Source organism: Daejeonella sp. H1SJ63 (assembly GCF_029360775.1).
Taxonomy (GTDB): Bacteria; Bacteroidota; Bacteroidia; order Sphingobacteriales; family Sphingobacteriaceae; genus Daejeonella.
Genome location: NZ_JARKMZ010000007.1, coordinates 229,189 through 254,131, shown reverse-complemented (window position 1 = coordinate 254,131; position 24,943 = coordinate 229,189). Strand labels below are relative to the sequence as shown.

Here is a 24,943-nt window from a genome sequence, read left to right as displayed (position 1 = left end):
TATCAGGAAGCCAGGACTTTAGTGGTTCGGCCGAGCGTAAATTCTTTGATTTTTTTAATAATCCCTTGCGCATCATAACCACATTCAGCCCATAATTCAGGCTGCTCGCCATGTTCCACAATTCTGTCGGGAATACCCAGACGAATGACATTGGAACTGTATCCATGATCTGCCATAAATTCAAGAACTGCACTACCCATACCTCCCTGCAGACATCCGTCTTCAATCGTAATCACATGATTGAACTTTTTGAAAACCATGTGAAGGAGCTCCTCATCGATGGGCTTCACAAAGCGCATATCATAATGGGCAGGATGAATACCCTCTGAATTCAATTCAAGGCAGGCTTTAACGGCTTCATTACCGATATGTCCGATACTCAAAATAGCCACATCTTCACCTTCACAAATCGTTCTGCCTTTCCCGACTTCAAGTGCTTTGAGGGGGCGTCTCCACTCGGGCATTACCCCGTTTCCTCTTGGATACCGGATACTGAAAGGCCCCATATTTTCCTGCTGGGCAGTGAACATGAGGTTTCTTAATTCCTCTTCATTCATCGGAGCAGAAACAATCATATTCGGAATACAGCGCAGGTATGCCAGATCGTATGCTCCATGATGTGTCGGGCCATCCGAACCTGCAAATCCTGCCCGGTCGAGACAGAAGACCACATTTAATTTCTGTATAGCCACGTCATGAATCACCTGATCGTAAGCTCTCTGCATGAAGGTAGAATAGATATTGCAAAATGGTACCATTCCCTGACTGGCCAGACCGGCTGAGAAGGTAACTGCATGCTGTTCGGCTATACCCACATCAAATGCGCGATCGGGCATAGCTTTCATCATGATATTTAGGGATGAACCTGAAGGCATGGCGGGAGTTATTCCCAGAATTTTAGTATTCTTTTCAGCCAGTTCAACCAGGGTATGTCCGAAAACATCCTGATACTTTGGTGCAGCAGGCTTATCGCTGACTGTTTTTTGAATTTCGCCGGTGATTTTATCAAACAGGCCCGGTGAATGCCATTTGGTCTGATCTTTTTCGGCCAAAGCGTAGCCTTTACCCTTTACGGTAACGCAGTGTAATAATTTGGGACCGGGGATATTTTTAAGATCATTCAGAACCTTTGCCAGATGTTTAACATCATGTCCGTCAATCGGGCCGAAATATCTGAATTTAAGTGCTTCAAAGAAATTGCTTCTTTTTAACAGACCGCCTTTAATGGTTTTCTCGATCTTCTTTACGGTTTCATGGGCGTTAGGGCCAAGTTCTGATATTTTAGACAGCACATGAGAAATATCATCCCTGAAACGATTGTATGATTTTGAAGTGGTAATGTCAGTGAGATATTCTTTTAATGCACCAACATTTGGGTCAATAGACATACAGTTATCATTAAGGATAACCAGAATGTTGGAATTCTCTATGCCCGCATGATTTAATGCTTCAAAAGCTAAACCTCCGGTCATGGCACCATCTCCGATTACGGCAACATGTTGCCTGTCGGTCTCGCCTTTATAGGTAGAAGCAACAGCCATACCTAAGGCAGCAGAAATTGAGGTGGAAGAATGCCCCACACCAAAGGTATCGTATTCACTTTCAGATCTTTTTGGGAACCCGCTGATTCCTTTGTATATCCGGTTAGTGTGAAAAGATGCCCTCCTTCCGGTAAGGATTTTATGCCCGTATGCCTGATGGCCTACATCCCAGACCAAACGATCATAAGGTGTATTCAGAACATAGTGCAATGCAACTGTTAATTCAACAACCCCAAGGCTTGATCCGAAGTGTCCGCCATTTACAGAAACTGTATCGACAATAAATTGTCTGAGTTCAGAACAGATACGTTCAAGGTCTTCTTCTTTAAATTTCTTTAAATCTGAAGGGAAATTGATCTGTTCAAGAAATTCGCCCGCCTTAACTTCCATTGAGGGTTTATAATTTTAGTTTAAGCAAAAATAAATATTTAATACACAATTTGCCTTAATAAGCGGCAAAGATAATGCTTGCTTTTAATTACTTGCGCTATCAAAGAGTTATGAGGGTAAAATGTTAAATGAATTACGATTAGCTGACAATAGTAGTTAGTATTTAGTAGTTAGTATTTAGATTAAAGGCTGCTGAATTGGAATTTACGCGTAGTAATATCCAGTTACCAGTTGTCTGTTATCTGTTATCTGAAATAATCCTTCAAAGAATTTCAGTTCGTAATTGATCATTCGCCATTCGTAATTGATTATTCGTATTTTCGAAGCTCAGCTATGAATTCCGATATCAATTTCGAAATACATCTTCCTCAGTTTGAGGGACCGTTTGATTTGCTGCTGTTCTTTATTGAGCGGGATGAGTTGGATATTCAGGATGTTCCGATAGCCAGGATTACAGATGATTTTCTGGGCTATATCCATAAGATGAATGCCCTTAATATTGAGCTTGCAAGCGAATTTATTTTTGTTGCAGCCACCCTGATGCGGATTAAGGCCAAAATGCTGCTTCCTCGTCCGGATCTTGACGAAGAAGGGAATGAAATTGACTTAAAAAGAGATCTGATCCGGAAACTGATTGAGTACAAAAAGTTTAAACAGCTTGCTGAGCATTTCAGACTACTGGAGGAAGAACGGTTTAAAAGAGAGAAACGGGGTAATATTTCGTATGACCTGCAGCAGCTTGCACTTGTCGCCGGACCGGGAGAAGAGCTGGAATCATTTAATTTGTACAAACTCATGCTTACCTATCACCGAATCCTTCAGCGGGGCCTTCAGCGTGATAATAGACAGGAACATGTAGTAGTGCAGTATCCATACAATATTGAAGCACAGAAAGAGGTAATCGACAGGCTGCTGTCAATCAATAAAAGACTTGATTTCAAAGATTTATTGAAAAATTCAGACAATAAAGTTCATTTTGTGTATAATTTTCTGGCAATGCTTGAGATGCTTCAGCAGGATCTGATCTCTATTCAGACCGGAATGGGCTTTAATAATTTCTGGATTGAATCTAAAATGGGTTCAATCAAATCTTAATTTGTATTTTTACAGCAATTTTTTAATATTATATTCAACAACACACTTTTTGTATCCATGAAGAGAGATAAACTAATTTTCAGCCTGATTGATGAGGAACTGGAGCGCCAGGAAACCGGACTTGAGTTAATAGCATCAGAGAATTTCGTTAGCAAGCAGGTTATGGAAGCTGCAGGCTCAGTATTGACCAATAAATATGCTGAGGGTTTGCCCGGAAAAAGATATTATGGTGGATGTGAGGTGGTTGATGAAGTTGAAAACATTGCGATTGAGCGTGCAAAACAATTGTTTAATGCAGCCTGGGCAAATGTGCAGCCCCATTCAGGTGCACAGGCCAATGCCGCTGTACTTTTAGCACTCCTGAATCCAGGAGATAAAATTTTAGGGTTTGACCTTTCTCATGGAGGGCACCTGACTCATGGTTCCCCTGTAAACTTTTCAGGGAAATTATATAAACCTCATTTTTACGGGGTTGAGCGTGAAACCGGTTTAATCGACTATAAAGCACTTGAAAAAGTAGCATTAAAGGAAAAACCAAAAGTGATTATCTGCGGTGCTTCTGCTTATTCAAGAGATTGGGACTATAAGTTTATCAGATCAGTAGCAGATGAGATCGGTGCTTTGGTAATGGCCGATATTTCTCATCCATCTGGTTTAATAGCCCGTGGATTATTGAATGATCCGCTGCCGCATTGCCATGTTGTAACTACAACAACACATAAAACTTTGAGGGGTCCAAGAGGAGGTATGATCATGATGGGGCAGGATTTTGAGAACCCAATGGGACAGAAAACGCCTAAAGGAGAATTGAGAATGATGTCGTCTGTATTGGATATGGCTGTATTCCCGGGTACTCAGGGTGGGCCGCTGGAGCATATCATAGCAGCAAAAGCAATTGCATTTGGCGAAGCATTGAGCGAAGGGTATATGAAATACATCATACAGGTAAAGAAAAATGCAGAAGCAATGGCAGCAGCTCTTGTAAATCGTGGCTATCAGCTTATTTCAGGCGGTACAGATAATCATATGATGCTGATCGACCTGCGCAATAAAAATATTACCGGCAGAGATGCAGAGAACGCATTAGGAGAAGCTGCGATCACCGTGAACAAAAACATGGTTCCATTTGATGATAAATCACCATTTGTAACTTCAGGAATCCGTGTTGGTACGGCTGCTGTAAGTACCAGAGGATTGAAAGAGAAACACATGGAAAAGATTGTGGAGCTTATCGATGAGGTAATCACTAATCCGGGTAATGCAGGCAATGCTAAAAAGGTTCGTAAGAAAGTGAATGAAATGATGGGTAAACATCCATTATATGCTTGATAAATTCTAGATTTTAGCATTAATGCCAGATAGTAATGTGACCGGCGATGATGAATCTTATTGGATGATCCCTCTTAATGAGTTCGATATCCTTGATTTTCTATCCCGGAAAGAGTACGATTTAATCACAAAACTGGCATCCAATATATGTAATAAGCCTGTTGCCCAAATTAATTTTGTAGATACAGGTCATCACTTCATTAAATCAAATAAAGGTGTCAGTGGGGGATTATCTCCTCTTTCTGACACCTTTTGTCATTTAACTTTGCAGGGTAATGGTGCCCTTGTAATAAAAGATACCCTCCTTGATCCCCGTGTATCTGAATTAGCCTGTGTAAAATCAAAGTCGAAAATCCGGTTTTATGCAGGATGCCCATTGATTAGTGATGAAGGACAGGTTTTGGGGGCTTTGAGTGTTACCGATGTAATTCCTGGTGAGCTGGACGATAAGCAAATAGAATCCCTTCAGATTCTTGCCGAAGGGATAGTGTTTCAAATCGAAACAAGACGAAAAAATATTGGCCTGAAGAATATCGTTCATAAGTATGAAGATATCAATATGATGTTCAACAGCTCAGCCGAACTTCATTGTATTCTTGATCAGGAAGGGGAAATTTTGTTGATGAACAAGATTGTGGAGCGTATGCTGGGGTATTCAGTTGATGAGGTAATCGGCAGAACTATCTGGAGCCTCTTCTATGAAGCGGATATGAAATCTATTGCTTCCCTGATTAAAAACGGGCTTGAAAGTGGTAAAAAGAGCTTCGAAATTGAAGGAAGGCTTAAGCTGAAAAATGGTGGAACCAGGTGGATGAGCTGGTCTGTTTCGGTAAAGAATGATAAATGGTTTGCCAATGGCCGTGATATCACCGGTCAGAAAGAAATGCTTGCTGAACTTGAACAATTGTCGCTTGTTGCAAATAAAGTAAACAATGGGGTTGTTATAAGTGACAATAAGAGTAGTATTATCTGGATTAATTCGGCAACAGAAACTATTACCGGTTATAGTCTTGCAGATTTTAAAGGACACAAGCTTGGGGATGTAATCAGGGGTAAAGACACCGACCTGAATGTGATCCATAAAGCACGTGAGCTAACCAGGAATAAAAAACCTTTTACGGTAGATCTGCTTGCATATAAAAAAGATGGCGATCCGATGTGGTTATCCGTAATGAATTCTGTTGTGCTGGATGAAGCTGGGAATATCGATAAGGAAGTTGAGGTAATCATTGATATTACATCCAGAAAAAAGGCGGAAATGGAACTGGAAATTTTATCTATGGTCGCCAGTAAATCGTCAAGTGGTATAGTAATCAGGGATGGAAAGGGAAGGGTTACCTGGGTCAATACAGCACTCGAAAATATGCTAGGCTATAAATTCAGTGAGATAGAGGGGAAACGACTTGGGGAAAATGTTATTGGTAAACAAACATCAGCGTATTCACTTGAAATTGCAGAAAGGGCAATAAAAGAGAAAAAGCCATATAGTGTTGATCTGCTGATCTACAGGAAAGATGGATCCACGATTTGGATTAATACTACTACTACCCCCATTCTTAATGATAAGGGAGAAGTTGAACGTCAGGTGGAGATCGTTAATGATATTACCGAGCGTAAATATGCCGAAGAGCAGCTTACTTTACTTTCCCTGGTAGCCAGCAAGACCATAAATGGGGTAGCTATAAGCGGAGGTGATGGTAAGATCAAATGGATAAACCAGTCGCTGAAGGATTTAACAGGCTATACGCTTGAGGAGTTTCAGCATACCCGCCCCGGAGATTTACTGGCAGGTGCAGGTACGGACATGGAATTACTGAAGAAAGCAAGGCAGCAAGCTGCAGATTGTAAACCTTCAAATATCGAACTCCTGAGTTATAAAAAGGACGGTACTCCAATATGGTTATCTATTTCTAATACACCCACATTTAACAAGGACGGAAGTCTGGATCAGCAGGTTGAGATTATAAATGATATTTCTGAAAGGAAACTGGCTGAGCAGGAACTGATTAAAACCAGGGAAGAGGCATTGAATTTAAGCAAGGCCAAGGAAACCTTTCTATCTGTGATGAGCCATGAGATCAGAACACCTCTTAATGCTGTGATCGGGATGTCTCATATTTTGATGGATGATAATCCTACTGAGTCGCAGATTGAGAACCTTAAGATTCTGAGTTTTTCTGCTCAAAACCTGCTGGCACTGATTAATGATATTCTTGATTATACCAAAATAGAAACAGGTAATATGATCCTGGAAAGTGTCAATGTTAACCTGAAGGAATTGGTTACTCATACCCTGAATTCCCTTCAGTTTAAAACAGAAGAGAAAGCAGTGGCATTGAAGTCGGAAATAGATCACCGTATTCCTGAATTTGTAATTGGTGATAATACCCGGTTGTACCAGATACTGATTAATCTTTTAGGGAACTCTGTGAAATTTACAGAGAAAGGCGAGGTTAAGTTAAAACTCGATTTGATTGAAGAGAATAAAAACTCGGTCAGGGTACGATTTGAGATTTCAGATACGGGTATTGGAATTGCCCGTGATAAAATGGATTATATATTTAAATCCTATACGCAGGCAAGTTCAGATACGACCAGAAAATATGGAGGAACCGGCCTTGGACTTGCCATAACAAAAAGCCTTTTAGAATTACATAATTCTGACATACATTTGGAGAGCGAGTTGGGAAAAGGATCAGTGTTTAGTTTTACTATTGAATTTAACCGTTCAAATCATTCTGTCATGCCAATGGAAAGCCAAACTCCGGTACACGAATTGTCCGGGTCTATTTTAGTAGTTGATGATAATGAAATTAACCGCCTGCTGGCCAATAAGGTGCTTTCCAAGTGGGGAGTAAAAGTTTCTTTTGCTGAAAACGGACAAATTGCATTGGATAAGGTGCAGCAGGAGCATTATGATCTGATTTTGATGGATTTGCATATGCCTGTTATGGATGGAATGGAATCATCCAGGGCTATCCGGCAGCTTGGCGGACATCATGCAAGGGTTCCGATTATTGCTTTAACAGCATCTTTGTTTTCTCACGAACTTGAAACGATTACCGAATGCGGGATGAATGATTATGTGATTAAACCTTTTGTTCCAAATGAGCTATACAGTAAGATCAGGTTATTTCTTTCAGCCGGTAAATCTTAAAAAATAGAAAAAGCTGACGCCACAGGCAGTCAGCTTTTTCATCTTAAATTAACGCTCTCAGACATTTTTACGTGAGCAGGGATTAAAGGTTTCATTTTTATTTTTTTAAATTAATTGGGGTTTCATTTATCCTGCAGAGCAGAATTTTGAGATTAGGTTTTCTTAAAACCGGCCTGAGAATGTTATGATATTATTCTGCATAGGCAATAGTGCAGACGCTTATTTTTAAACCTTCAATTTCCAGTAATTTCAGGCTGCATGCTTCCAATGTTGATCCGGTGGTCATAACATCATCAATTAGTAAGATATGTTTGTTAATCAGCAGGTTTGGATTTTTAAGCAGGAAGGCATTTTTCAGATTTTCATATCTGGCGAATCGTGATTTGCGGGTTTGTGTTCGCGTATTTTCTATCCGGCTTAAATTATCGCTGCAAACGGGGATCCCCAAAACCGAAGAGATTCCGGCAGCAATACATTCACTTTGGTTATAACCTCTTTTTTTTAATCTTGAAGGGTGCAGAGGTACCGGAATGATCAGTTCCGGATAAATAAACTTGTCTGATTGTTTCAGTTCATAGCCATAAAGCTCACCTGCGCGCTTACCGGCTTCGGTTTTTTTATTGTATTTGAGCTGATGCATCAGGTTCTGGACTTTGTTGCCCTTCCTGAAATATAGGAATGCACAGGCCTGAATAAAAGGGATTCTGCCCCAAAGCTGCTTCGCCATTCGGTTTTGGGGGTCGTTGTGAAAATCTGTATGCGGTAGGTGATAGATGCAGTGAGTGCAGATCATTCTTTCACTATTGAAAAGATTGCGCCCGCATGCCGCACATAATTCAGGAAAGAACAAAGCAAAAAGATCATTGAAATACCTGAGGATCTCTTTCATGAGATCAATCTAAGAGATTTAGATATCAGAAGGCGGGCTGTGTATGAAATAGCTTAGTAAACGGTAAGTTAGTAGTTAGTAAGATTTATGACTGCTGAATTGATATGAGTAGTTTATTTTGATGTCTGAGTCTGATTGCCAATTTGCTCATTCTCTTTCATGGACAAATAGACAAATCATCACATTGACAAATTCAACTGATCAGCAACTGAACTCCTGATCCAAGCGTATAATCAAACCGCCAATACTTACAAGTTTTCTTTTATTTGATGCCAAAGGCTATCGGCTTGCTCATTGAATCAGCTTTTTACCGCCAGTTGTCCGCATGCGGCATCAATATCTTTGCCTCTGCTTCTTCTGATATTGGTATTGATACCGTTCTTTCTGAGGTGTGCAGCAAAGGCTTCGATCTTATCCACTCCGGCATTTTCAAAATCTGCAAAGGAAATAGGGTTATATTCTATGATGTTTACTTTGCATGGAATATGACGGCAAAATCTGACGAGTTCTTCAGCATCGTCAATATTATCATTGAAATCATTGAAGACGATATACTCATAGGTTACCGGATTCTTGGTTTTGGAGTAGAAGTATTTCAGAGCTTCAGCTAATGCCTTCAGCGAATTTTGCTCATTAATCGGCATAATTGTATTGCGCTTCTCATCATTTGCTGCATGCAGCGAAAGTGCCAGATTGAACCGTACTGCATCATCGCCAAGTTTTTTGATCATTTTAGCGATTCCGGCCGTCGAAACAGTGATCCGTTTGGCAGCCATATTGAGCCCGTCTGGAGCTGTAATGCGCTCAATGGATTTTAATACATTGGCATAGTTCAATAAAGGCTCACCCATACCCATGTATACAATATTCGTCAGAGGAGCATTGTAATTGTCTTTGGCCTGTTTATCAATCAGAACTACCTGGTCATAAATTTCATCAGCATTCAGATTGCGTTTTCTTTCCATATAGCCTGTAGCACAGAATTTACAGGTTAGACTGCATCCAACCTGCGAACTCACACATGCGGTCATGCGGTCGGTTGCCGGGATCAGAACTCCTTCAATAATATTGCCGTCGTACAGTCTGAAAGTACTCTTAATGGTCTTGTCTGAACTGAACTGCGATTGATTGACTACTACATAATTAATTGTAAATTGTTCCTTAAGTTTCTCTCTCAATGGCTTAGAGAGATTGCTCATTTCATCAAAATCAGTACAGGACTTAACCCAAAGCCATTCATAAACCTGTTTGGCCCTGAATGCCGGCTCTCCCATTGCGATGAATTCCTGCTTCAACTGCTCCGGCGATAAACTCCGGATGTCTTTTTTCTGTACCTGCTGCATTATTCTGCAAAAATACGAAAATTTAGTTTTCGAATCCGGGGTCAGCTGAGTGTTATCTGTTGATATAGTTGGTTAGTGATTAGTTGGTTAGTATTCAGGCAAATTTTGCTGATTTGAAAGGTATGCATCTGCTACCAGTTGTCAGTTCGCTGAATTAAGGCTGCTGTTATGAATTCAGCTTTGTCAGCCTCATTACGCAATACTGACTTATATCTCATACTTTTGTTTTATGCTCAGATACCTCAGTGCCGATTATATTTTGCCAGTGAGTGCCGATCCGATTAAGGATGGGGTGGTGGTAATAGATGAAAGTGGTACCATCATTGATCTGCTTGATGCTGAAGAGTCTTCCGGACTTTCTGATAAAACGGAAAAATTTGCAGGGCTTATTGTTCCGGGTTTTGTGAATGCACATTGTCATCTGGAACTTTCTCACATGAAGGCTCAGCTGCCCAAAGGCCTTGGATTACCTTCCTTTATTCGTTCAGTGATTACGCAGCGTGCTGCAGATCAGGATCAGGTTTTGAAGGCTATGGAAGAGTTTGACCAGGTGATGTTTGACAATGGAATAGTAGCTGTAGGAGATATCTCGAACACAAACCTGTCAAAGCCGGTTAAGAGCAGAAGCAAAATCTATTACCATACTTTTGCTGAATTGCTTGGATTTGATCCCCAAAGGGCAGAAGCAGCTTTTCAGAGGGCCTTGGATCTGAAAAATGAGCTTGCTCCGCTGCCATCCTCAATTGTTCCGCATGCTCCTTATTCGGTTTCAAAAGAGTTATTTCTCATTCTTAAACAATACTCTGATAATCAGGATAACCTGATTACCATGCATAATCAGGAATGCGCTCAGGAAAATGAATTTTTCATGAGTAAGGAGGGTGAATTTATTGATTTTTACAGATTTCTGAATCAGGATATCAGTTTTTTTGAACCTCAGATCAAAACTTCTTTGCAGTCAGTTCTGTCCCTATTGCCAGATAAACAAAAGATCATGCTGGTTCATAATACTTTTACTGATGCAGATGATATTCATTTTGCCATTTCATCCGGAAGGGAGATTTACTGGTGCTTCTGCCCTAATGCAAATCTTTATATAGAGGGCCGATTGCCGGATATCAATTTATTTCAGCATTCCGGACTTAAAATGACCATCGGAACAGATAGTCTGGCTTCAAATGAAAAACTCTGTATATTTTCAGAAATTCAAACGATAAAGGCACATTTCCCTGAACTGGCATTTGGTACCCTGCTTCAATGGGCTACGCTGAACGGAGCCTGTTTTTTGGGGGTTGAGGATCGTTTCGGAAGTATCGAAAAAGGTAAAACACCGGGCCTGAATCTGATCAGAAATGTTAAAGGGACAGAAATTAGTCCCGATTCTGAGTTGTTCAGATTAGTATAGAATTTTAGATGATGAATCCAATTAAAGAACTTTTTAATATTGAATATCCGATTATACAGGGAGGGATGGTCTGGTGCAGTGGCTGGAAACTGGCTTCGGCGGTATCAAATGCCGGCGGACTGGGTTTGATCGGTGCAGGATCCATGCATCCCGGAGTTTTGCGGGAGCATATTCAGAAGTGCAGACTTGCCACTGCAAACCCTTTTGGGGTTAATGTACCATTGCTCTATCCCGGGATAGAAAACATCATGGATATCATTGCAGAAGAGGGAGTAAAGATCGTGTTTACTTCTGCAGGTAATCCCGCTGTGTGGACACCCTTTCTCAAGGAACGGGGTATTAAAGTAGCGCATGTTATTGCCAATAAGAAATTTGCTGAAAAGGCTCAGCAAAGTGGTGTGGATGCAATAGTTGCCGAAGGGTTTGAGGCCGGAGGTCATAATGGGAGGGAAGAAACCACTACTTTCTGTCTGCTGCCGGAAATATGTGATGCGGTTTCAATTCCGGTGATTGCAGCAGGAGGGATTGGCAGTGGCAGAGCAATGCTGGCAGCATTTGCACTGGGTGCAGATGGGGTACAGATCGGCTCATTGTTTGCAGCTTCGCTTGAATCATCGGCACATATAAATTTTAAAAATGCTATAATCAATGCCGAAGAAGGCGATACCAAGCTGAGTTTAAAATCCCTTGTTCCGGTAAGATTGCTTAAAAATGAGTTTTATCAGCAGGTAGCGAAGGCAGAAGCTGAGGGAGCCAATCGTTCAGAACTTATGAAGCTACTGGGCAGAGGCCGTGCAAAAAAAGGTATGTTTGAGGGAGATTTGAAGGAGGGTGAACTGGAGATCGGGCAGATTGCTTCTGCGGTCCATCAGATCAGACCGGCGGCTGCAATTTTGCAGGATATCTGGCAGGAATTTCTCTCAGAAAAAGAAAGAATAAGTAATTTAAGTGTTTGAAAAAGTAATGAAACATCTCGATATAACAATTACAGGTAAAGTGCAGGGAGTTTTCTTCAGGGCGATGAGTAAGGCAGTAGCAGATCAGCTGGGTATTAAGGGAACAGCAAGGAATTGCCCTGATGGCAGTGTTTTTATTGAAGCAGAAGGAGATGACTTTTCACTGGATATGTTTCTTGAATTTTGCCGGAAAGGCTCAGACCGCTCTGTGGTTGAAAATGTGACTGCAATGGGGGCTGAATTGAAAAACTATACTAATTTTGAAGTGGTTAAGAGGTAATTTATTCATGTTAATCTACTCTATCATTGTCAGCAATTAAAAAATTTGCCGGTCAGACTGCGATTTACGGGATAAGCACTGTAGTCACCAGATTTCTTAATTTCATTCTTACCCCTGTTTATGTAGGGCTCTATCCTCCGAAAGTTTACGGAATATTTTCTGTGATGTACAGCTGGGCATCTATGTTCAATGCAATACTGGCTTTCGGGATGGAAACAACCTATTTCAGATATCTGAGTAAATATGAGAATGATAAACAAAAGGTATATAATAATACTTTTTTTACGGTTTGCCTGATTTCTCTGCTTTTCCTGCTTTTTACCGTTCTTTTTGTTGATGATATTGCCGCATGGATGCAGGCTGGTGCAGCTGACGATTCTGATTATTCCAGGTATGTCAAATATTTCATTTATATTCTGGTTATAGATGCATTGGCAGTAATTCCATTTGCCAAAGTGCGTGCAGATGGGAAACCAATTCGTTACAGCCTCATAAAGTTTGCTAATATTCTGACTTTTATAGGATTGAATCTGCTTTTCATATTCGTATTACCTGTAGCCATCAAATCTGGCTGGCCGGGTGTGGAATTTATTTCCGGATGGTACAGGGAGGGCTGGGTTGGTTATGTATTTCTATCCAATCTGATTGCAAGTATGCTGACTTTGATTTTGCTGATTCCTGAACTACTGCAGCTAACTTTGTCTTACGACAGGAAGATGTTCAGGGAGATGCTGGTTTACAGCTTGCCGGTGCTGATCGCCAATATCTCATTTATCATCAATGAAAATATAGACAAGGTATTTCTTGGGCAGTTGTTGCCCCCGGGAGTATCAGAGCAGGAAGTAGGTATCTATGCGGCATGCTGCAAGATCGCAGTGTTTCTGAGTCTTTTTATCAATGCTTTCAGGCTGGGTGCCGAACCTTTCTTTTTCAGTCACTCAAAGAATACTAATTCTGGTGAAACCTATGCCCGTATCATGAACTTTTTTGTGATAGCCGTTTGCCTGATCTTTGTATTGCTGGTGGCTAATATTGAGATTTTGAAGTATTTTATTAAGGGAAAGAATACGGCCGAGCAGGCTCTTTACTGGTCAGGCTTAAAGATTGTGCCGGTTCTGTTATTTGGTTATGTAAGTCTTGGTATCTATATCAATTTGTCGATCTGGTACAAGCTTTCGGATCAGACCCGGTTCGGACTTTATATCTCAGGTATCGGGGCTTTGCTGACTATCCTTTTAAATGTGATTTATATCCCTCAGTATGGTTATGTTGCCTCGGCATGGATCTCTCTTTCGGCTTATACATCCATGATGATACTATCCTACTTATGGGGTCAGAAGCATTATCCTATCCCATACAATCTGAAGAAGAACCTTGCCTATATTCTTGCATCGGTTTGTATTGTTTTTGTAGCATTTGTAGTATTTGATCGTAATCTGCTCATCGGCAATGCCCTCTTTATTATATTTACCCTGATGATCCTTTATGTTGAGAGGAAGGAGATTAAGGCAATTTTTGAAACAAAATGAATATCAGAATTATAAATAAATCATCCCATGCCCTGCCGGCCTATGAAACGGCAGCATCTGCAGGAATGGATCTTCGTGCCAATATTGAAGAAGCTGTGCTTTTAAAACCTATGGAGCGGAGGCTGATCCCGACAGGTCTTTTTATTGAGCTTCCGGTTGGGTATGAGGCTCAGATCAGGCCCAGAAGCGGTTTGGCCTATAAGCATGGCATCAGCATATTAAATACTCCCGGCACCATCGATGCTGATTATCGGGGAGAAATAAAGATTCTTCTGATCAATTTTTCAGATACTGAGTTTATTGTGAACAATGGAGAGCGCATAGCACAGATGGTTATTGCCTGTCATGAGCAGGTAGTTTGGGAGCAGGTTGAAATTTTGACTGATACCGTTCGTGGTGCAGGTGGGTACGGACATACCGGAGTTTAAATCATGAAGAAGGCCGCAATCCTGTTTTCTTTGGTACTTTTTACTTCTGTTCTTTTTGCCCAGCGCAAGAAGCAGGAGAAGAAGAAGGATGTGGTTATAGTTACCGGTAGAATGCTGAGTCAGAAGGACAGTAATCTGGTGAAGGATCTGTTCTTTGACGGTCTGCATGAAAAATTAGTGATGAATTATCCTCAGGCTGCATCGAGTTTTTCAAAAATTCTGGAAACTGACCCGGCCAATGATGCAGCGATGTATGAACTGGGAAGTATAAAGTTTGCCGGCAGTCAGCTTGAGGAGGCTGAATATCTGCTCAGGAACGCAGTGACGGTAAAGCCTGAAAATGAGTGGTATTGGGTGCTGCTGGCAGATATTTACAAAAAAAGCAATAAGATTGATAAACTGGTGCCCGTACTTGCTGAACTCACAAAGATTGCTCCGGATAATGAAGCTTATTTTTACGATAAGGCAAATGCCTTACTGCTGCTTAAAAAGGTAGATGATGCTATTGCTGCTTACGATGAAGTTGAGAAGCGATTTGGTTCATCCGAAGAATTGTCATCTGCCAGGCAACGGATTATGATGCAGCAGGGCAAATCGGTTAAACTGGAAGAGGAACTTCGCAGGCAGATTGCTGCTAATCCACAGGAAATCCGTAATTATATTTTTCTGAATGAAGTTTTAACCAAAGCGGGTCAAAGAGAAAAAGCGATTGAAGTACTGAATAAGGCAAAGCAGATAGCTCCTGCTGATGCACTGATAAGGCTGGCTCTGGCTGATCAGTATAAAGCATTGAGACAGTTTGATAATACATTTATTGAGTTGAAGGTGGCCTTTAATGATCCTAATCTGAGTATTGATGAAAAGGTGAGGATTGTGCTTTCCTTTTTTCCAATGTTTGCTGATATGAAAGCAAGGGCCAATGCCAATGAATTAACCTCCATTATGGTAAAGGTTCATCCGGATGAAGCCAAGGCATTTGCCGTTCACGGAGATGTATTGTTTCAGGAGCGGAAATTTGCAGAGGCTAAGGAAGCCTACATTAAAGCATTGAAAATCAATGATCAGGTTTATCAGATCTGGGAGCAGCTGCTTCGTATAGAGCTTAGTCTTAATGAGTTTCAGCAGCTTGTTAAAGACGGACAAACGGCATTGAGCATTTTCCCAAATCAGGCAGCATTATATCTCTATACCGGAATTGGTTTTGCTCAAACCGGACAGCATGAGAAGGCTGTTTCCTATCTGAAGAATACGCTGGACCTGGAAACCGAGGATAAAGAGATATTGATGCAGGTATATTCCATGTTGGGCGATTCATATAATGCGCTTAAAAAGTACAAAGAATCTGACCAGTCTTATGCCAAAGCATTGGAGATTGATCCCAGAAATAGTTATGTACTCAACAATTATGCATATTATTTATCGTTAAGAGGAGAAAACCTTGAGGAAGCGGCCAGCATGTCAAAGCGTTCAATAGAACTTGAACCCGGTAATTCATCCTCAGAAGATACTTATGCCTGGATACTGTTCAGATTGAAGAAATACGCTGAGGCCAGAGTCTGGATAGAAAAAGCGCTGGGGAATGGTACGGGCTCCAATGCAACTCAGACAGAACATTACGGAGATATTTTATTCTTTCTTGGAGAAAAAGAAAAAGCACTTGAACAATGGCAAAAAGCGAAGAGCCTGGGTTCAGGATCAAACACACTGGATAAAAAAATAAATGAAAAGAAATACCTTGAATAAGCTGCTTTGCCTGTTTACCGTCATTGCGGTGTTGTTGTCATGTAAATCCAAAAAGCTGGTGCTGACACCAGAGCCTGCACCCGAACTTGTAGTTGTGCAGGCAATTGCAGCAGATAACAGCAAGCTCAATAAAATTAATCAGATCAGGGATAAGGACGCCGTTTTCAGTACCCTTGTCATTAAAGCTAAAGCTGACCTGAGCATAGATAATAAAAGCAATGAGGTGAATATGAATATCCGGATGAAAAATAATGAGGTAATCTGGGTTTCGGTAACGGCAATGGCCGGAGTGGAAGTTGCGAGGGCATTAATCACTCCGGATAGTGTGAAGATTCTGAATCGTCTGGATAATATTTATATCAAAAAGCCATTTAGTTATATTTATGAATTCACCAATGACAGGATCAATTTTAAGACATTGCAGTCTGTGTTGATCGGTAATACAGTTTCCGACCTTCTCAGCGACTCAACCGAACTGAGTGCCGAAGGTGATGAAACTTTGCTGAAAAGTATTATTGGTTCTCTTGTCTATGATCTGAAGGCTAATCTTCAGAATAAGGTTACCCTGAATAAGTTGGGTGATATTGTTTCCGGGCAGGAACTCATTGTAAATTATGGTAATTTTATCGCTTTAAATCAGCATGATTTTCCGCATTTTGTGGAGATGAGTACAAAAACAAAAAAGAAATCCCTGGCACTGAAACTCGAGTTTTTAAAAGTGGATGCCGATGGTACAATAGATCTTCCATTCAGGGTTCCGGATCGGTTTTTGATTAAAAATTAAATACATTTGGTTGAATGAATGCCTTAAAGAGTATTTTCTTTTTGTTTGTTTTTTGCTTTGCAGCAGAAGCTTTCGCCCAGAGCAGTTCTGAACTCAGGAGGCAAAAGGAGGCTTTGACCAGGGAAATTGAATCGCTGAACCGCAGTCTTAATCAAACAGCAAGCAATAAAAGTTTATCGCTGAAAGAGATCCGGGCATTGAATGCTCAGATCCGGCTTCGTGAACGCAAGATCAGTATCATCAATTCTGAGGTGAAACTGCTTGATAATCAGATTTCTGAAAATACAAATACAGTACGCTCACTTCAGTCGCAGCTCGTGAAACTCAAAAAGGAGTATGCTGCTATGGTTCTCTTTGCTTTTCGTAATCAGAGTTCATACAGTAAGCTGATGTTTATTTTTGCTTCCCAGAATTTTAATCAGGCCTACAAACGATTAAAATACCTGCAGCAATTCAGCGAGTACAGGCAAAAACAGGCCAGATATATTGAAGGAACTCAGACCGATCTGAATCATAAGATCACCGAGCTTGATAAGAATAAGAAGGAGAAAAATAATCTGCTCACTGATCAGCAGAAAGAACGTAAAACCCTTGCTGTTCAGAAAAATAGTAAATCAAAGGTTTTGAGCAGCCTTACCAGTCAGGAAAAGAAACTTAAGCAGGAGTTAACTCAGAAGCAAAGAGAATCTGCAAGGCTCAACAGGGCTATTCAGAATGCGATTAACCGCGAAATAGAGGAGGCCAGAAAAAGAGCCGAGGCCGAAGCAAAAGCAGGTAATAAAGACGGTTCTCCTTCGCGTAATATTGCAAGCGGTTCGAGTATCCTTGCGGCTACCCCTGAATCGGCAAAATTATCATCAGATTTTCTTGGAAGCCGTGGTAATTTACCATGGCCGGTAAGCAATGGAATGATTATTGAGGATTTTGGAAACCATACTATCGGGCGCAATGTAACTGTTGAAAACAATGGGGTTGATATTAAAACAGCACCCGGATCTCCGGTAAGAGCTGTTTTCGGCGGCGAGGTTGCAGCTGTTCAGAATATCTCAGGATCCTATGCCGTACTGATCAGACACGGGGAGTATTTCACAGTATATTCAAATTTAAAGTCAGTTTCTGTATCAAGAGGGCAGAAAATTTCGTTAAAGCAGAATATAGGGGTTGTGATCACAGATCCGGTCGATGGGACAACTGAGGTGCACTTCGAAGTGCGTAAGGGTGCTGCTCCTATGAATCCTGCCGGCTGGCTGGCAAATTAATTTTTAAACTAAAGGCATTTAAATTGCCTATATTTGTATATTGAATTTATATTATGTTTTACTCTGAATTGTTATTTCTGAATATCGGAGGGCCGGAGATGATCCTGATATTCCTTGTAGTCTTGCTTCTTTTTGGTGGTAAGAAACTTCCTGAACTTGCCCGTGGATTGGGTAAAGGACTAAGGGAATTTAAAGATGCATCTGATGGTATAAAACGGGAAATTCACAATAATATCAATGCTGTGAATGAAGTAGCTGATCAGGCAAAAGCAGAAATGGAGTCTGCCACAAGTTACCTGGATACTGAATCTCCGTCTGATACAAATAATTATAGTTACAGTAATCCTGATGAAACTGTTCTGGAGCATGGATACGCCTCTCTGGATCAGACAGCTCTGGAAAACGAAACGAATACTCAGCCTGAATCTGTAGTTAATTCAGAAGATCCGGCTGCAGAAAATACGAGCACTTCTGAAGAGTCGGGAGTTGAGCAAACAAATACGCACATTAAATAAACTATCATGTTAAATTCAATTTTATTATTTGCAGGACTTGGAGCCACTGAAATTATCTTAATCGTAGTGGTTGTTCTGTTGATGTTTGGAGGTAAAAAAATTCCTGAACTTATGCGCGGATTGGGCAAAGGTATTAAGGAATTCAAAACTGCCCAGAACGGAGAAGGAGAAACTCCTTCCAAAGATCAGGACGCTAAATAAGAATAAAGCTATTGGGAATGATCCTGCCTGCTTCCAATTTTATTGGCAGAGGGCAGGGTCATTTTATCATTTTGCCTTTTTGGGAATCTTTAGAGACGATAGAGAGCCTACTCTGGCCGGCAGACAAGCATGCTTGTTTACAAAATTGCCGTCTTCATAAACTGTTAAATACTAATAATACATTATTTTAGGCATGGAAGGTCTATCTTCTCTTTCCAAAATTCAGTCGGCATTAGCAAAGCATGACCCAAAGATCACGTTAAGTGAGATTGTGGATCACTATCTTGAGCGTATAGACCAGAATTCTGATCTTAATGCTTTTGTGGAGGTTTTTGCTGATGAGGCCCGTGCCGAAGCGCTGCACATTCAGCAGAAAATCAATTCAGGAACTGCCGGCAGACTGGCCGGTATGGTCATTGGCATAAAGGATAACATTTGTTATAAAGACCATCATGTTTCTGCCTGTTCCAGAATATTGGAAAATTATATTTCTCCCTTTTCGGCAACTGTAGTTGAACGTCTTCTTGCTGAGGATGCTATCATAATCGGACGTTTGAACTGTGATGAGTTTGCAATGGGTGCATCCAACGAGTCGTCTTTTTACGGACCGGTAAAGAATTATGCAGATAAGACGAAAGTTTCGGGAGGCTCATCCGGTGGTGCAGCAGTAGCAGTTCAGGCAGGACTTTGCCTTGCTGCTTTGGGTACAGATACCGGTGGATCCGTTCGTCAGCCTGCTTCATTTTGCGGAGTTGTAGGCTTGAAACCTACTTATGGCAGAGTTTCAAGACATGGAATTATTTCATACGCATCTTCTTTCGATCAGGTTGGGCCGATAACAAATTGTGTTGAGGATGCATCGATTCTGCTGGAGATTATTGCCGGTTCTGATCAGTATGACAGCACAGCTTCTTCAAAAGCTGTGCCTCATATTAATCTTGCAGAACAGCCTGATTCAAAGAAAAAAATTGCCTATCTGTCTGAAGCCCTGCATTCAGAGGGGCTCGATCCTGAAGTGAAGCAGGAATTTGAAAAGAGTATAGAGGCACTCAGATCAGCAGGACATACTCTTGAGCCTGTATCTTTTGACCTTCTGGAGTACGTAGTTCCAACCTATTATATCCTGACTATGGCCGAGGCATCTTCAAACCTCGCACGATATGACGGTGTTCATTACGGTTATCGGAGCAAGAGGGCTATTGATCTGGAATCAACCTATAAAACATCACGATCTGAAGGTTTCGGGCCTGAGGTGAAACGAAGGATTGTACTGGGTACCTTTGTGCTTAGTGCCGGATATTATGATGCCTACTATGCCAAAGCGCAGAGGGTACGTCGTATGATCCGTGATAAAACCAACGAAATTCTGAAACAATACGATTTTATATTGCTGCCAACTGCTCCAACCCCTGCTTTTACTATTGGCGAGGGTAGCGACGATCCGGTAGTAAATTATCTGGCTGATATCTTTACAGTACAGGCATCATTAGCAGGAATTCCTGCCATTTCAGTGCCTGCCGGCAGAACTAAAGCCGGCTTGCCGGTTGGGATGCAATTGCTTGGAAAACGTTTTGAAGAAGCGGAGTTATTAAAGTTCTCCCAAAATTTCATTAAGTTGCTTGATCCTGTTTAAATTTAAGAATCAGTATATTGTGTTTGCCCATGATGAGAAAATCAATAATCTGTATCTTTCTTGCCATATTAATCCCGGTCATCTGGTGTTTTGCATCACCTGCTTCTGTTTTACCTTCCAATACTAAACCGGGAATACAAGATACCCTTCCTGCTGCACCTGAAATTGCTGATCCGATACTATCTTATCAGAATCTTCTTTTTAAAAAAAGACTTGATTCCCTGCAGAAAAATGTCTCACTTTCTTACAATGAACATGTTCAGAAATATATAGATACTTATATCAGCCGTAAGGAGCAGATCGGCAGAATGCTGGGATTGTCTGAGTACTATTTCCCCATCTTTGAAAAGGCATTGAAAGAGGTGGGTATTCCGGAAGAACTGAAATTCCTTACCGTTGTAGAGTCCGCTTTAAATCCTCAGGCGGTTTCCAGATCAGGCGCTGTGGGGCCATGGCAGTTTATGTCGGAAACGGCAAAAGGTTACGGATTGAAAATGGATACCTATACCGATGAACGAAAAGACCCGGTAAAGGCCAGCCATGCTGCTGCGCAATATCTGATGGATGCCTATAAACGTACCGGCGACTGGCTTTTAACAATAGCCGCCTATAACTGTGGAACCGGTGCCGTGACCAGAGCGATTCAAAAATCAGGGGGGATTGCAGATTTCTGGAGGGTAAGGCCATTTCTGCCTGTACAAACCCAAAACTATGTTCCAGCCTTTATTGCTACCATATATGCAATGTCATATCATAAGGATCATCAGATTTTTGTGAAGCCGGCAGGTTTTAATATTCTGACCGACATCATCCCGGTTAATAAAAGGATATCAATCAATAGTGTTGCTGAAGCTGCCGGACTGGATTTAAAAGAGCTGCTGATACTAAATCCGTCATATAAAAAGCAAATTATAAACGGTTCTGAAAGTGCACCGGCCTCGCTGGTTATTCCAACCGTTACCAATTCTGCCTATGCCTCACTATATGATCTTTTTAATAATACAGATGAAGCAGCTGCACCGGTTCCGCTATTAACTGTAAATCCTGAATATAAATCTACTTCGGCACCTGAGTCTGCAAAATTTTCAAAGCCTCTTATTCATAAAGTCAAAGCCGGCGAGAGTCTCAGTGTAATTGCCAGAAAATATGAGTTGGAACCTGAAGATTTGAAAGCCTGGAATAATATAAAAGGAAGTCATATTAGTCCGGGGCAGAGTTTGGCGCTCAGTCCTGACTCAAAAAAAGGAAGTCCCGTAAAGGAAAGTAATATTATTTATTATACTGTTAAAGCAGGAGATACCCTGTCGGCAATAGCCGATAAATTTAAGGGGGCAACAGTTGAAGAGATCAGGGTATTGAATGGGCTTGTTAAATCAGCAATCAGACCGGGTATGCGTCTGAAAATAAATAAAGGCTGATTTCTGAATGAAACAAGCACGCCGGCTCCTTATATTAGAGCTATAATGAAAAGAATTGTAATTTTACCCACCTAACCAATTCCTGAATAATGAGCAAGATTAACCGTAAACAAGACGCACTGGATTATCATTCACAGGGCCGTCCCGGTAAAATACAGGTTATACCGACTAAACCAACCAACTCACAACGCGATCTTTCACTGGCCTATTCGCCGGGAGTTGCCGAGCCCTGTCTTCGTATAGCAGAGAATAAAGAAGATGTTTATAAATATACAGCCAAGGGTAACCTGGTAGCGGTAATCAGTAATGGTTCTGCTGTGCTGGGCCTGGGAGATATAGGTCCTGAAGCCGGTAAGCCGGTAATGGAAGGTAAGGGATTACTCTTCAAAATTTTCGCGGATATTGATGTATTCGACCTTGAGCTGGATACTCAGAATATTGAGGAGTTTGTTACTATTGTAAAGGCCCTTGAGCCTACTTTCGGAGGAGTCAACCTCGAGGATATTAAGGCCCCTGAGTGCTTTGAAATTGAGCGAAGACTTAAAGAATGTATGTCTATTCCGGTGATGCATGATGATCAGCACGGAACAGCTATCATTTCGGCCGCAGCTCTGATCAATGCCTGTGAACTTCAGAAAAAGAAGCTAGATAAAGTAAAGATAGTTGTAAATGGTGCAGGTGCTGCAGCTATTTCATGTACCCGTCTATATGTAAGTCTGGGTGCCAGGAAAGAAAATATTGTGATGCTTGACCGCTCCGGAGTGATCCGCAGCGACCGCCCTAATCTGGAGGGTACTAAAGCAGAATTTGCAACCAGCCGTAAGATCGATACCCTTGCCGCTGCAGTAAAAGATTCAGATGTGTTCATCGGTCTCTCTTCTCCGGATGTTTTGACTCCCGAGATGCTGAAAACAATGGCTAGAAATCCAATTGTATTTGCGATGGCCAACCCCAATCCGGAGATTGCCTATGAGCTGGCGATTAATACGCGTAAGGACATCATTATGGCAACCGGCCGTTCAGATTATCCCAATCAGGTGAATAATGTGCTTGGATTCCCGTATATCTTCAGAGGAGCTTTGGATGTACGTGCTACCGGGATCAATGAAGAGATGAAGAAAGCGGCTGTAGTTGCGATTGCAGAACTTGCCAAAATGCCTGTTCCTGAAGCTGTTAACCTGGCATATAATTCCAAGAATCTTAAATTTGGCAAGGATTATATCATCCCAAAACCAATAGATTTCCGTCTGATTACCTCTGTATCACCTGCAGTGGCAAAAGCCGCTATCCAGTCGGGTGTGGCGCGTAAGGAGATCAAAGACTGGGAAGCTTATAATGAAGAGCTTAAAGCCAGACTCGGACTGGACGATAAACTGATGAGGACGCTTACCAATAAGGCTAAGTCAGCTCCGAAAAGAGTAGTTTTTGCAGAAGCCGATCATTATAAAATCTTAAAGGCTGCCCAGATTGTTCGCGATGAAGGTATAGCCATTCCGATATTGCTTGGTAATAAGGAACGTATAAAATCGATCATAGCTGAAAATGGACTTGATCTGGAAGGCGTAAGTATTATTAACCCGCTTGAGGATACAAGTACCTGTACAAGGTTTGCAGAATACCTGTATAAGAAGCGTCAGCGCAGAGGTGTAACCTTGTTCGAGGCGAAAAAACTGATGCGCGACCGTAATTATTATGGAGCTGCAATGGTACAGTTTGGTGAAGCTGATGCCCTGATTTCTGGTTTGACTAAAGATTACGGATCAACTATTAAGCCGGCATTGCAGGTAATCGGCATCCAGGACGATGTAAATCGTGTTGCCGGGATGTACATGATGCTTACCAAAAAAGGTCCTGTTTTCTTCGGTGATACAACCGTTAATGAGAACCCGACTGTAGATGAACTGGTAGATATCACAAGCCTGCTCGATCGCTCAGTGAAGAAGTTTAATATTCAGCCAAGAATTGCCATGCTGTCTTATTCTAACTTTGGATCAAATGATGGTATAGTGCCTCAGAAAGTTCGTCAGGCGGTAAATATCTTACATGAAAAACACAAAGAAATTGTTGTCGATGGCGAGATGCAGGCCAATTTTGCAATGAACCCTGATTTGCTGAAGGACAATTATCCTTTCAGTAATCTGGTAGGAGCTCCTGCAAATGTGCTGATCTTCCCTAACCTCGAATCCGGAAATATTGCCTATAAGCTGCTTCAGGAAATCGGCGGTGCGGAGGCTGTAGGGCCAATTCTGCTTGGTTTGAACAAGCCTGTTCATGTGCTTCAGCTCGGTAGTTCTGTTCGTGAGATCGTTAATATGGTTACAATAGCTGTGGTAGATGTACAGACGAAAGAAGAACAGAACTCTCCCGTATTTAGCCGTGTAAAGGGTATTTTTAAAAAAACAAGTAAAAAAGATTGATCGTATTATAGCCTAATCCTTCCAAAACATGTATGCTTATATAGATGGTAAATTAGTTTTCAGGTGTCCCACTTATGTAGTAATAGAGGCGGGAGGAATAGGTTATCATATCAATATCTCACTTAATACCTATGCAGCCCTTCCGGAGCATGAACGGTGTAAGCTTTATACCTGGCTCCATGTTAAGGAAGATGGCCATACGCTTTATGGCTTTATAGATGAAGGAGAAAAGCGACTGTTTTTGCATCTGATCTCTGTTTCAGGGATCGGTCCTAATACAGGAAGAATGATTCTTTCATCCATAACTCCTGCTGAAATACAGACTGCAATTGTAAAGGGCGATGTGCCTCTGATCCAAAGAATAAAAGGTATCGGACCTAAGTCGGCACAGCGTATGATCCTCGAGTTGCAGGATAAGTTGAAAAAAGAAGGTCCCGATTCATTAATTTCCATGCCAAGTCACAATACTGCGAAGGATGAAGCGTTATCAGCTTTGGTTATGTTGGGCTTTGCCAAAAGCACTGCTGAGAAGGCTCTGGATACCGCAATTAAGTCTGCTGCTGAGAATTTATCTGTTGAACAATTGATAAAAATTGCCCTTAAAAGCTTATAATTACATCAATATTAACCG

General features: G+C 41.3%; 20 protein-coding genes. 17 read left to right on the top strand and 3 right to left on the bottom strand.

From position 1 onward, the window contains the following. Positions 1 to 2 precede the first annotated feature (2 nt). Positions 3 to 1,931: a 1-deoxy-D-xylulose-5-phosphate synthase gene (gene dxs, locus P2W72_RS03560; protein WP_276359516.1), complete on the bottom strand. Its 1,929-nt coding sequence runs from the start codon at positions 1,929 to 1,931 to the stop codon at positions 3 to 5. A 333-nt stretch (positions 1,932 to 2,264) separates the two neighbouring features. Between dxs and P2W72_RS03555 the strand changes: the two genes are divergently transcribed. Genes P2W72_RS03555 through P2W72_RS03545 form a run of 3 tightly spaced genes read left to right on the top strand, consistent with a single transcriptional unit; the run spans position 2,265 to position 7,512 of the window. Continuing rightward, the gene (locus P2W72_RS03555) at positions 2,265 to 3,026 is read left to right on the top strand and encodes a segregation/condensation protein A (protein ID WP_276359515.1); all 762 of its coding nucleotides are present in this window, start codon (positions 2,265 to 2,267) and stop codon (positions 3,024 to 3,026) included. A 57-nt stretch (positions 3,027 to 3,083) separates the two neighbouring features. Further along, positions 3,084 to 4,355 carry a serine hydroxymethyltransferase gene (gene glyA / locus P2W72_RS03550; RefSeq protein WP_276359514.1) on the top strand — a complete coding sequence of 424 codons (1,272 nt, stop codon included), beginning with the start codon at positions 3,084 to 3,086 and terminating at the stop codon, positions 4,353 to 4,355. A gap of 22 nt (positions 4,356 to 4,377) precedes the next feature. Beyond that, a complete protein-coding gene (locus P2W72_RS03545) occupies positions 4,378 to 7,512 on the top strand; it encodes a PAS domain S-box protein (RefSeq protein ID WP_276359513.1) in 3,135 nt (1,044 codons plus the stop codon). 190 nt (positions 7,513 to 7,702) lie between these two features. Here P2W72_RS03545 and P2W72_RS03540 read toward each other — a convergent pair whose 3' ends face one another. Both P2W72_RS03540 and rlmN read right to left on the bottom strand, forming a co-directional pair. Continuing rightward, entirely contained in the window at positions 7,703 to 8,401 is a 699-nt protein-coding gene (locus tag P2W72_RS03540) for a ComF family protein (protein WP_276359512.1), read from the bottom strand. A 299-nt stretch (positions 8,402 to 8,700) separates the two neighbouring features. Further along, a complete protein-coding gene (gene rlmN / locus P2W72_RS03535) occupies positions 8,701 to 9,744 on the bottom strand; it encodes a 23S rRNA (adenine(2503)-C(2))-methyltransferase RlmN (protein WP_276359511.1) in 1,044 nt (347 codons plus the stop codon). Between the two features lie 229 nt (positions 9,745 to 9,973). Here rlmN and P2W72_RS03530 point away from each other — a divergent pair, with 229 nt between their 5' ends. From P2W72_RS03530 to ruvA, 14 genes are all read left to right on the top strand, one after another. Further along, the gene (locus P2W72_RS03530) at positions 9,974 to 11,149 is read left to right on the top strand and encodes an amidohydrolase family protein (protein WP_276359510.1); all 1,176 of its coding nucleotides are present in this window, start codon (positions 9,974 to 9,976) and stop codon (positions 11,147 to 11,149) included. 8 nt (positions 11,150 to 11,157) lie between these two features. Beyond that, positions 11,158 to 12,105 carry a DUF561 domain-containing protein gene (locus tag P2W72_RS03525; RefSeq protein ID WP_276359509.1) on the top strand — a complete coding sequence of 316 codons (948 nt, stop codon included), beginning with the start codon at positions 11,158 to 11,160 and terminating at the stop codon, positions 12,103 to 12,105. A gap of 7 nt (positions 12,106 to 12,112) precedes the next feature. Then, positions 12,113 to 12,385: an acylphosphatase gene (locus P2W72_RS03520; RefSeq protein ID WP_276359508.1), complete on the top strand. Its 273-nt coding sequence runs from the start codon at positions 12,113 to 12,115 to the stop codon at positions 12,383 to 12,385. A 26-nt stretch (positions 12,386 to 12,411) separates the two neighbouring features. Next, positions 12,412 to 13,914, top strand: a complete 1,503-nt coding sequence (locus tag P2W72_RS03515) for an oligosaccharide flippase family protein (RefSeq protein ID WP_276359507.1) — start codon at positions 12,412 to 12,414, stop codon at positions 13,912 to 13,914. Beyond that, the gene (dut, locus tag P2W72_RS03510; protein ID WP_276359506.1) at positions 13,911 to 14,342 is read left to right on the top strand and encodes a dUTP diphosphatase; all 432 of its coding nucleotides are present in this window, start codon (positions 13,911 to 13,913) and stop codon (positions 14,340 to 14,342) included. Before P2W72_RS03515 ends, dut begins: the two co-directional genes overlap by 4 nt. A 3-nt stretch (positions 14,343 to 14,345) precedes the next feature. Then, the gene (locus P2W72_RS03505) at positions 14,346 to 16,085 is read left to right on the top strand and encodes a tetratricopeptide repeat protein (RefSeq protein ID WP_276359505.1); all 1,740 of its coding nucleotides are present in this window, start codon (positions 14,346 to 14,348) and stop codon (positions 16,083 to 16,085) included. Continuing rightward, entirely contained in the window at positions 16,063 to 16,869 is an 807-nt protein-coding gene (locus P2W72_RS03500) for a DUF4292 domain-containing protein (RefSeq protein ID WP_276359504.1), read from the top strand. The genes P2W72_RS03505 and P2W72_RS03500 overlap by 23 nt, the downstream gene beginning before the upstream one ends. Positions 16,870 to 16,883: 14 nt before the next feature. Then, positions 16,884 to 18,128 (top strand): peptidoglycan DD-metalloendopeptidase family protein, encoded by a 1,245-nt coding sequence (locus P2W72_RS03495; RefSeq protein ID WP_276359503.1) that lies wholly within the window; start codon positions 16,884 to 16,886, stop codon positions 18,126 to 18,128. 53 nt (positions 18,129 to 18,181) lie between these two features. Beyond that, complete coding sequence (gene tatA / locus P2W72_RS03490; RefSeq protein ID WP_276359502.1) at positions 18,182 to 18,643, top strand: twin-arginine translocase TatA/TatE family subunit; 462 nt, start codon at positions 18,182 to 18,184, stop codon at positions 18,641 to 18,643. 6 nt (positions 18,644 to 18,649) lie between these two features. After that, complete coding sequence (tatA, locus tag P2W72_RS03485; RefSeq protein WP_276359501.1) at positions 18,650 to 18,844, top strand: twin-arginine translocase TatA/TatE family subunit; 195 nt, start codon at positions 18,650 to 18,652, stop codon at positions 18,842 to 18,844. 193 nt (positions 18,845 to 19,037) lie between these two features. Further along, positions 19,038 to 20,477 carry an Asp-tRNA(Asn)/Glu-tRNA(Gln) amidotransferase subunit GatA gene (gene gatA, locus P2W72_RS03480; RefSeq protein ID WP_276359500.1) on the top strand — a complete coding sequence of 480 codons (1,440 nt, stop codon included), beginning with the start codon at positions 19,038 to 19,040 and terminating at the stop codon, positions 20,475 to 20,477. Between the two features lie 29 nt (positions 20,478 to 20,506). After that, on the top strand, positions 20,507 to 21,895 hold the full coding sequence (locus tag P2W72_RS03475; protein WP_276359499.1) for a lytic transglycosylase domain-containing protein: 1,389 nt from the start codon (positions 20,507 to 20,509) through the stop codon (positions 21,893 to 21,895). 89 nt (positions 21,896 to 21,984) lie between these two features. Continuing rightward, positions 21,985 to 24,312 (top strand): NADP-dependent malic enzyme, encoded by a 2,328-nt coding sequence (locus P2W72_RS03470; protein ID WP_276359498.1) that lies wholly within the window; start codon positions 21,985 to 21,987, stop codon positions 24,310 to 24,312. A 28-nt stretch (positions 24,313 to 24,340) separates the two neighbouring features. After that, positions 24,341 to 24,925 carry a Holliday junction branch migration protein RuvA gene (gene ruvA / locus P2W72_RS03465; RefSeq protein ID WP_276359497.1) on the top strand — a complete coding sequence of 195 codons (585 nt, stop codon included), beginning with the start codon at positions 24,341 to 24,343 and terminating at the stop codon, positions 24,923 to 24,925. Positions 24,926 to 24,943 lie beyond the last annotated feature (18 nt).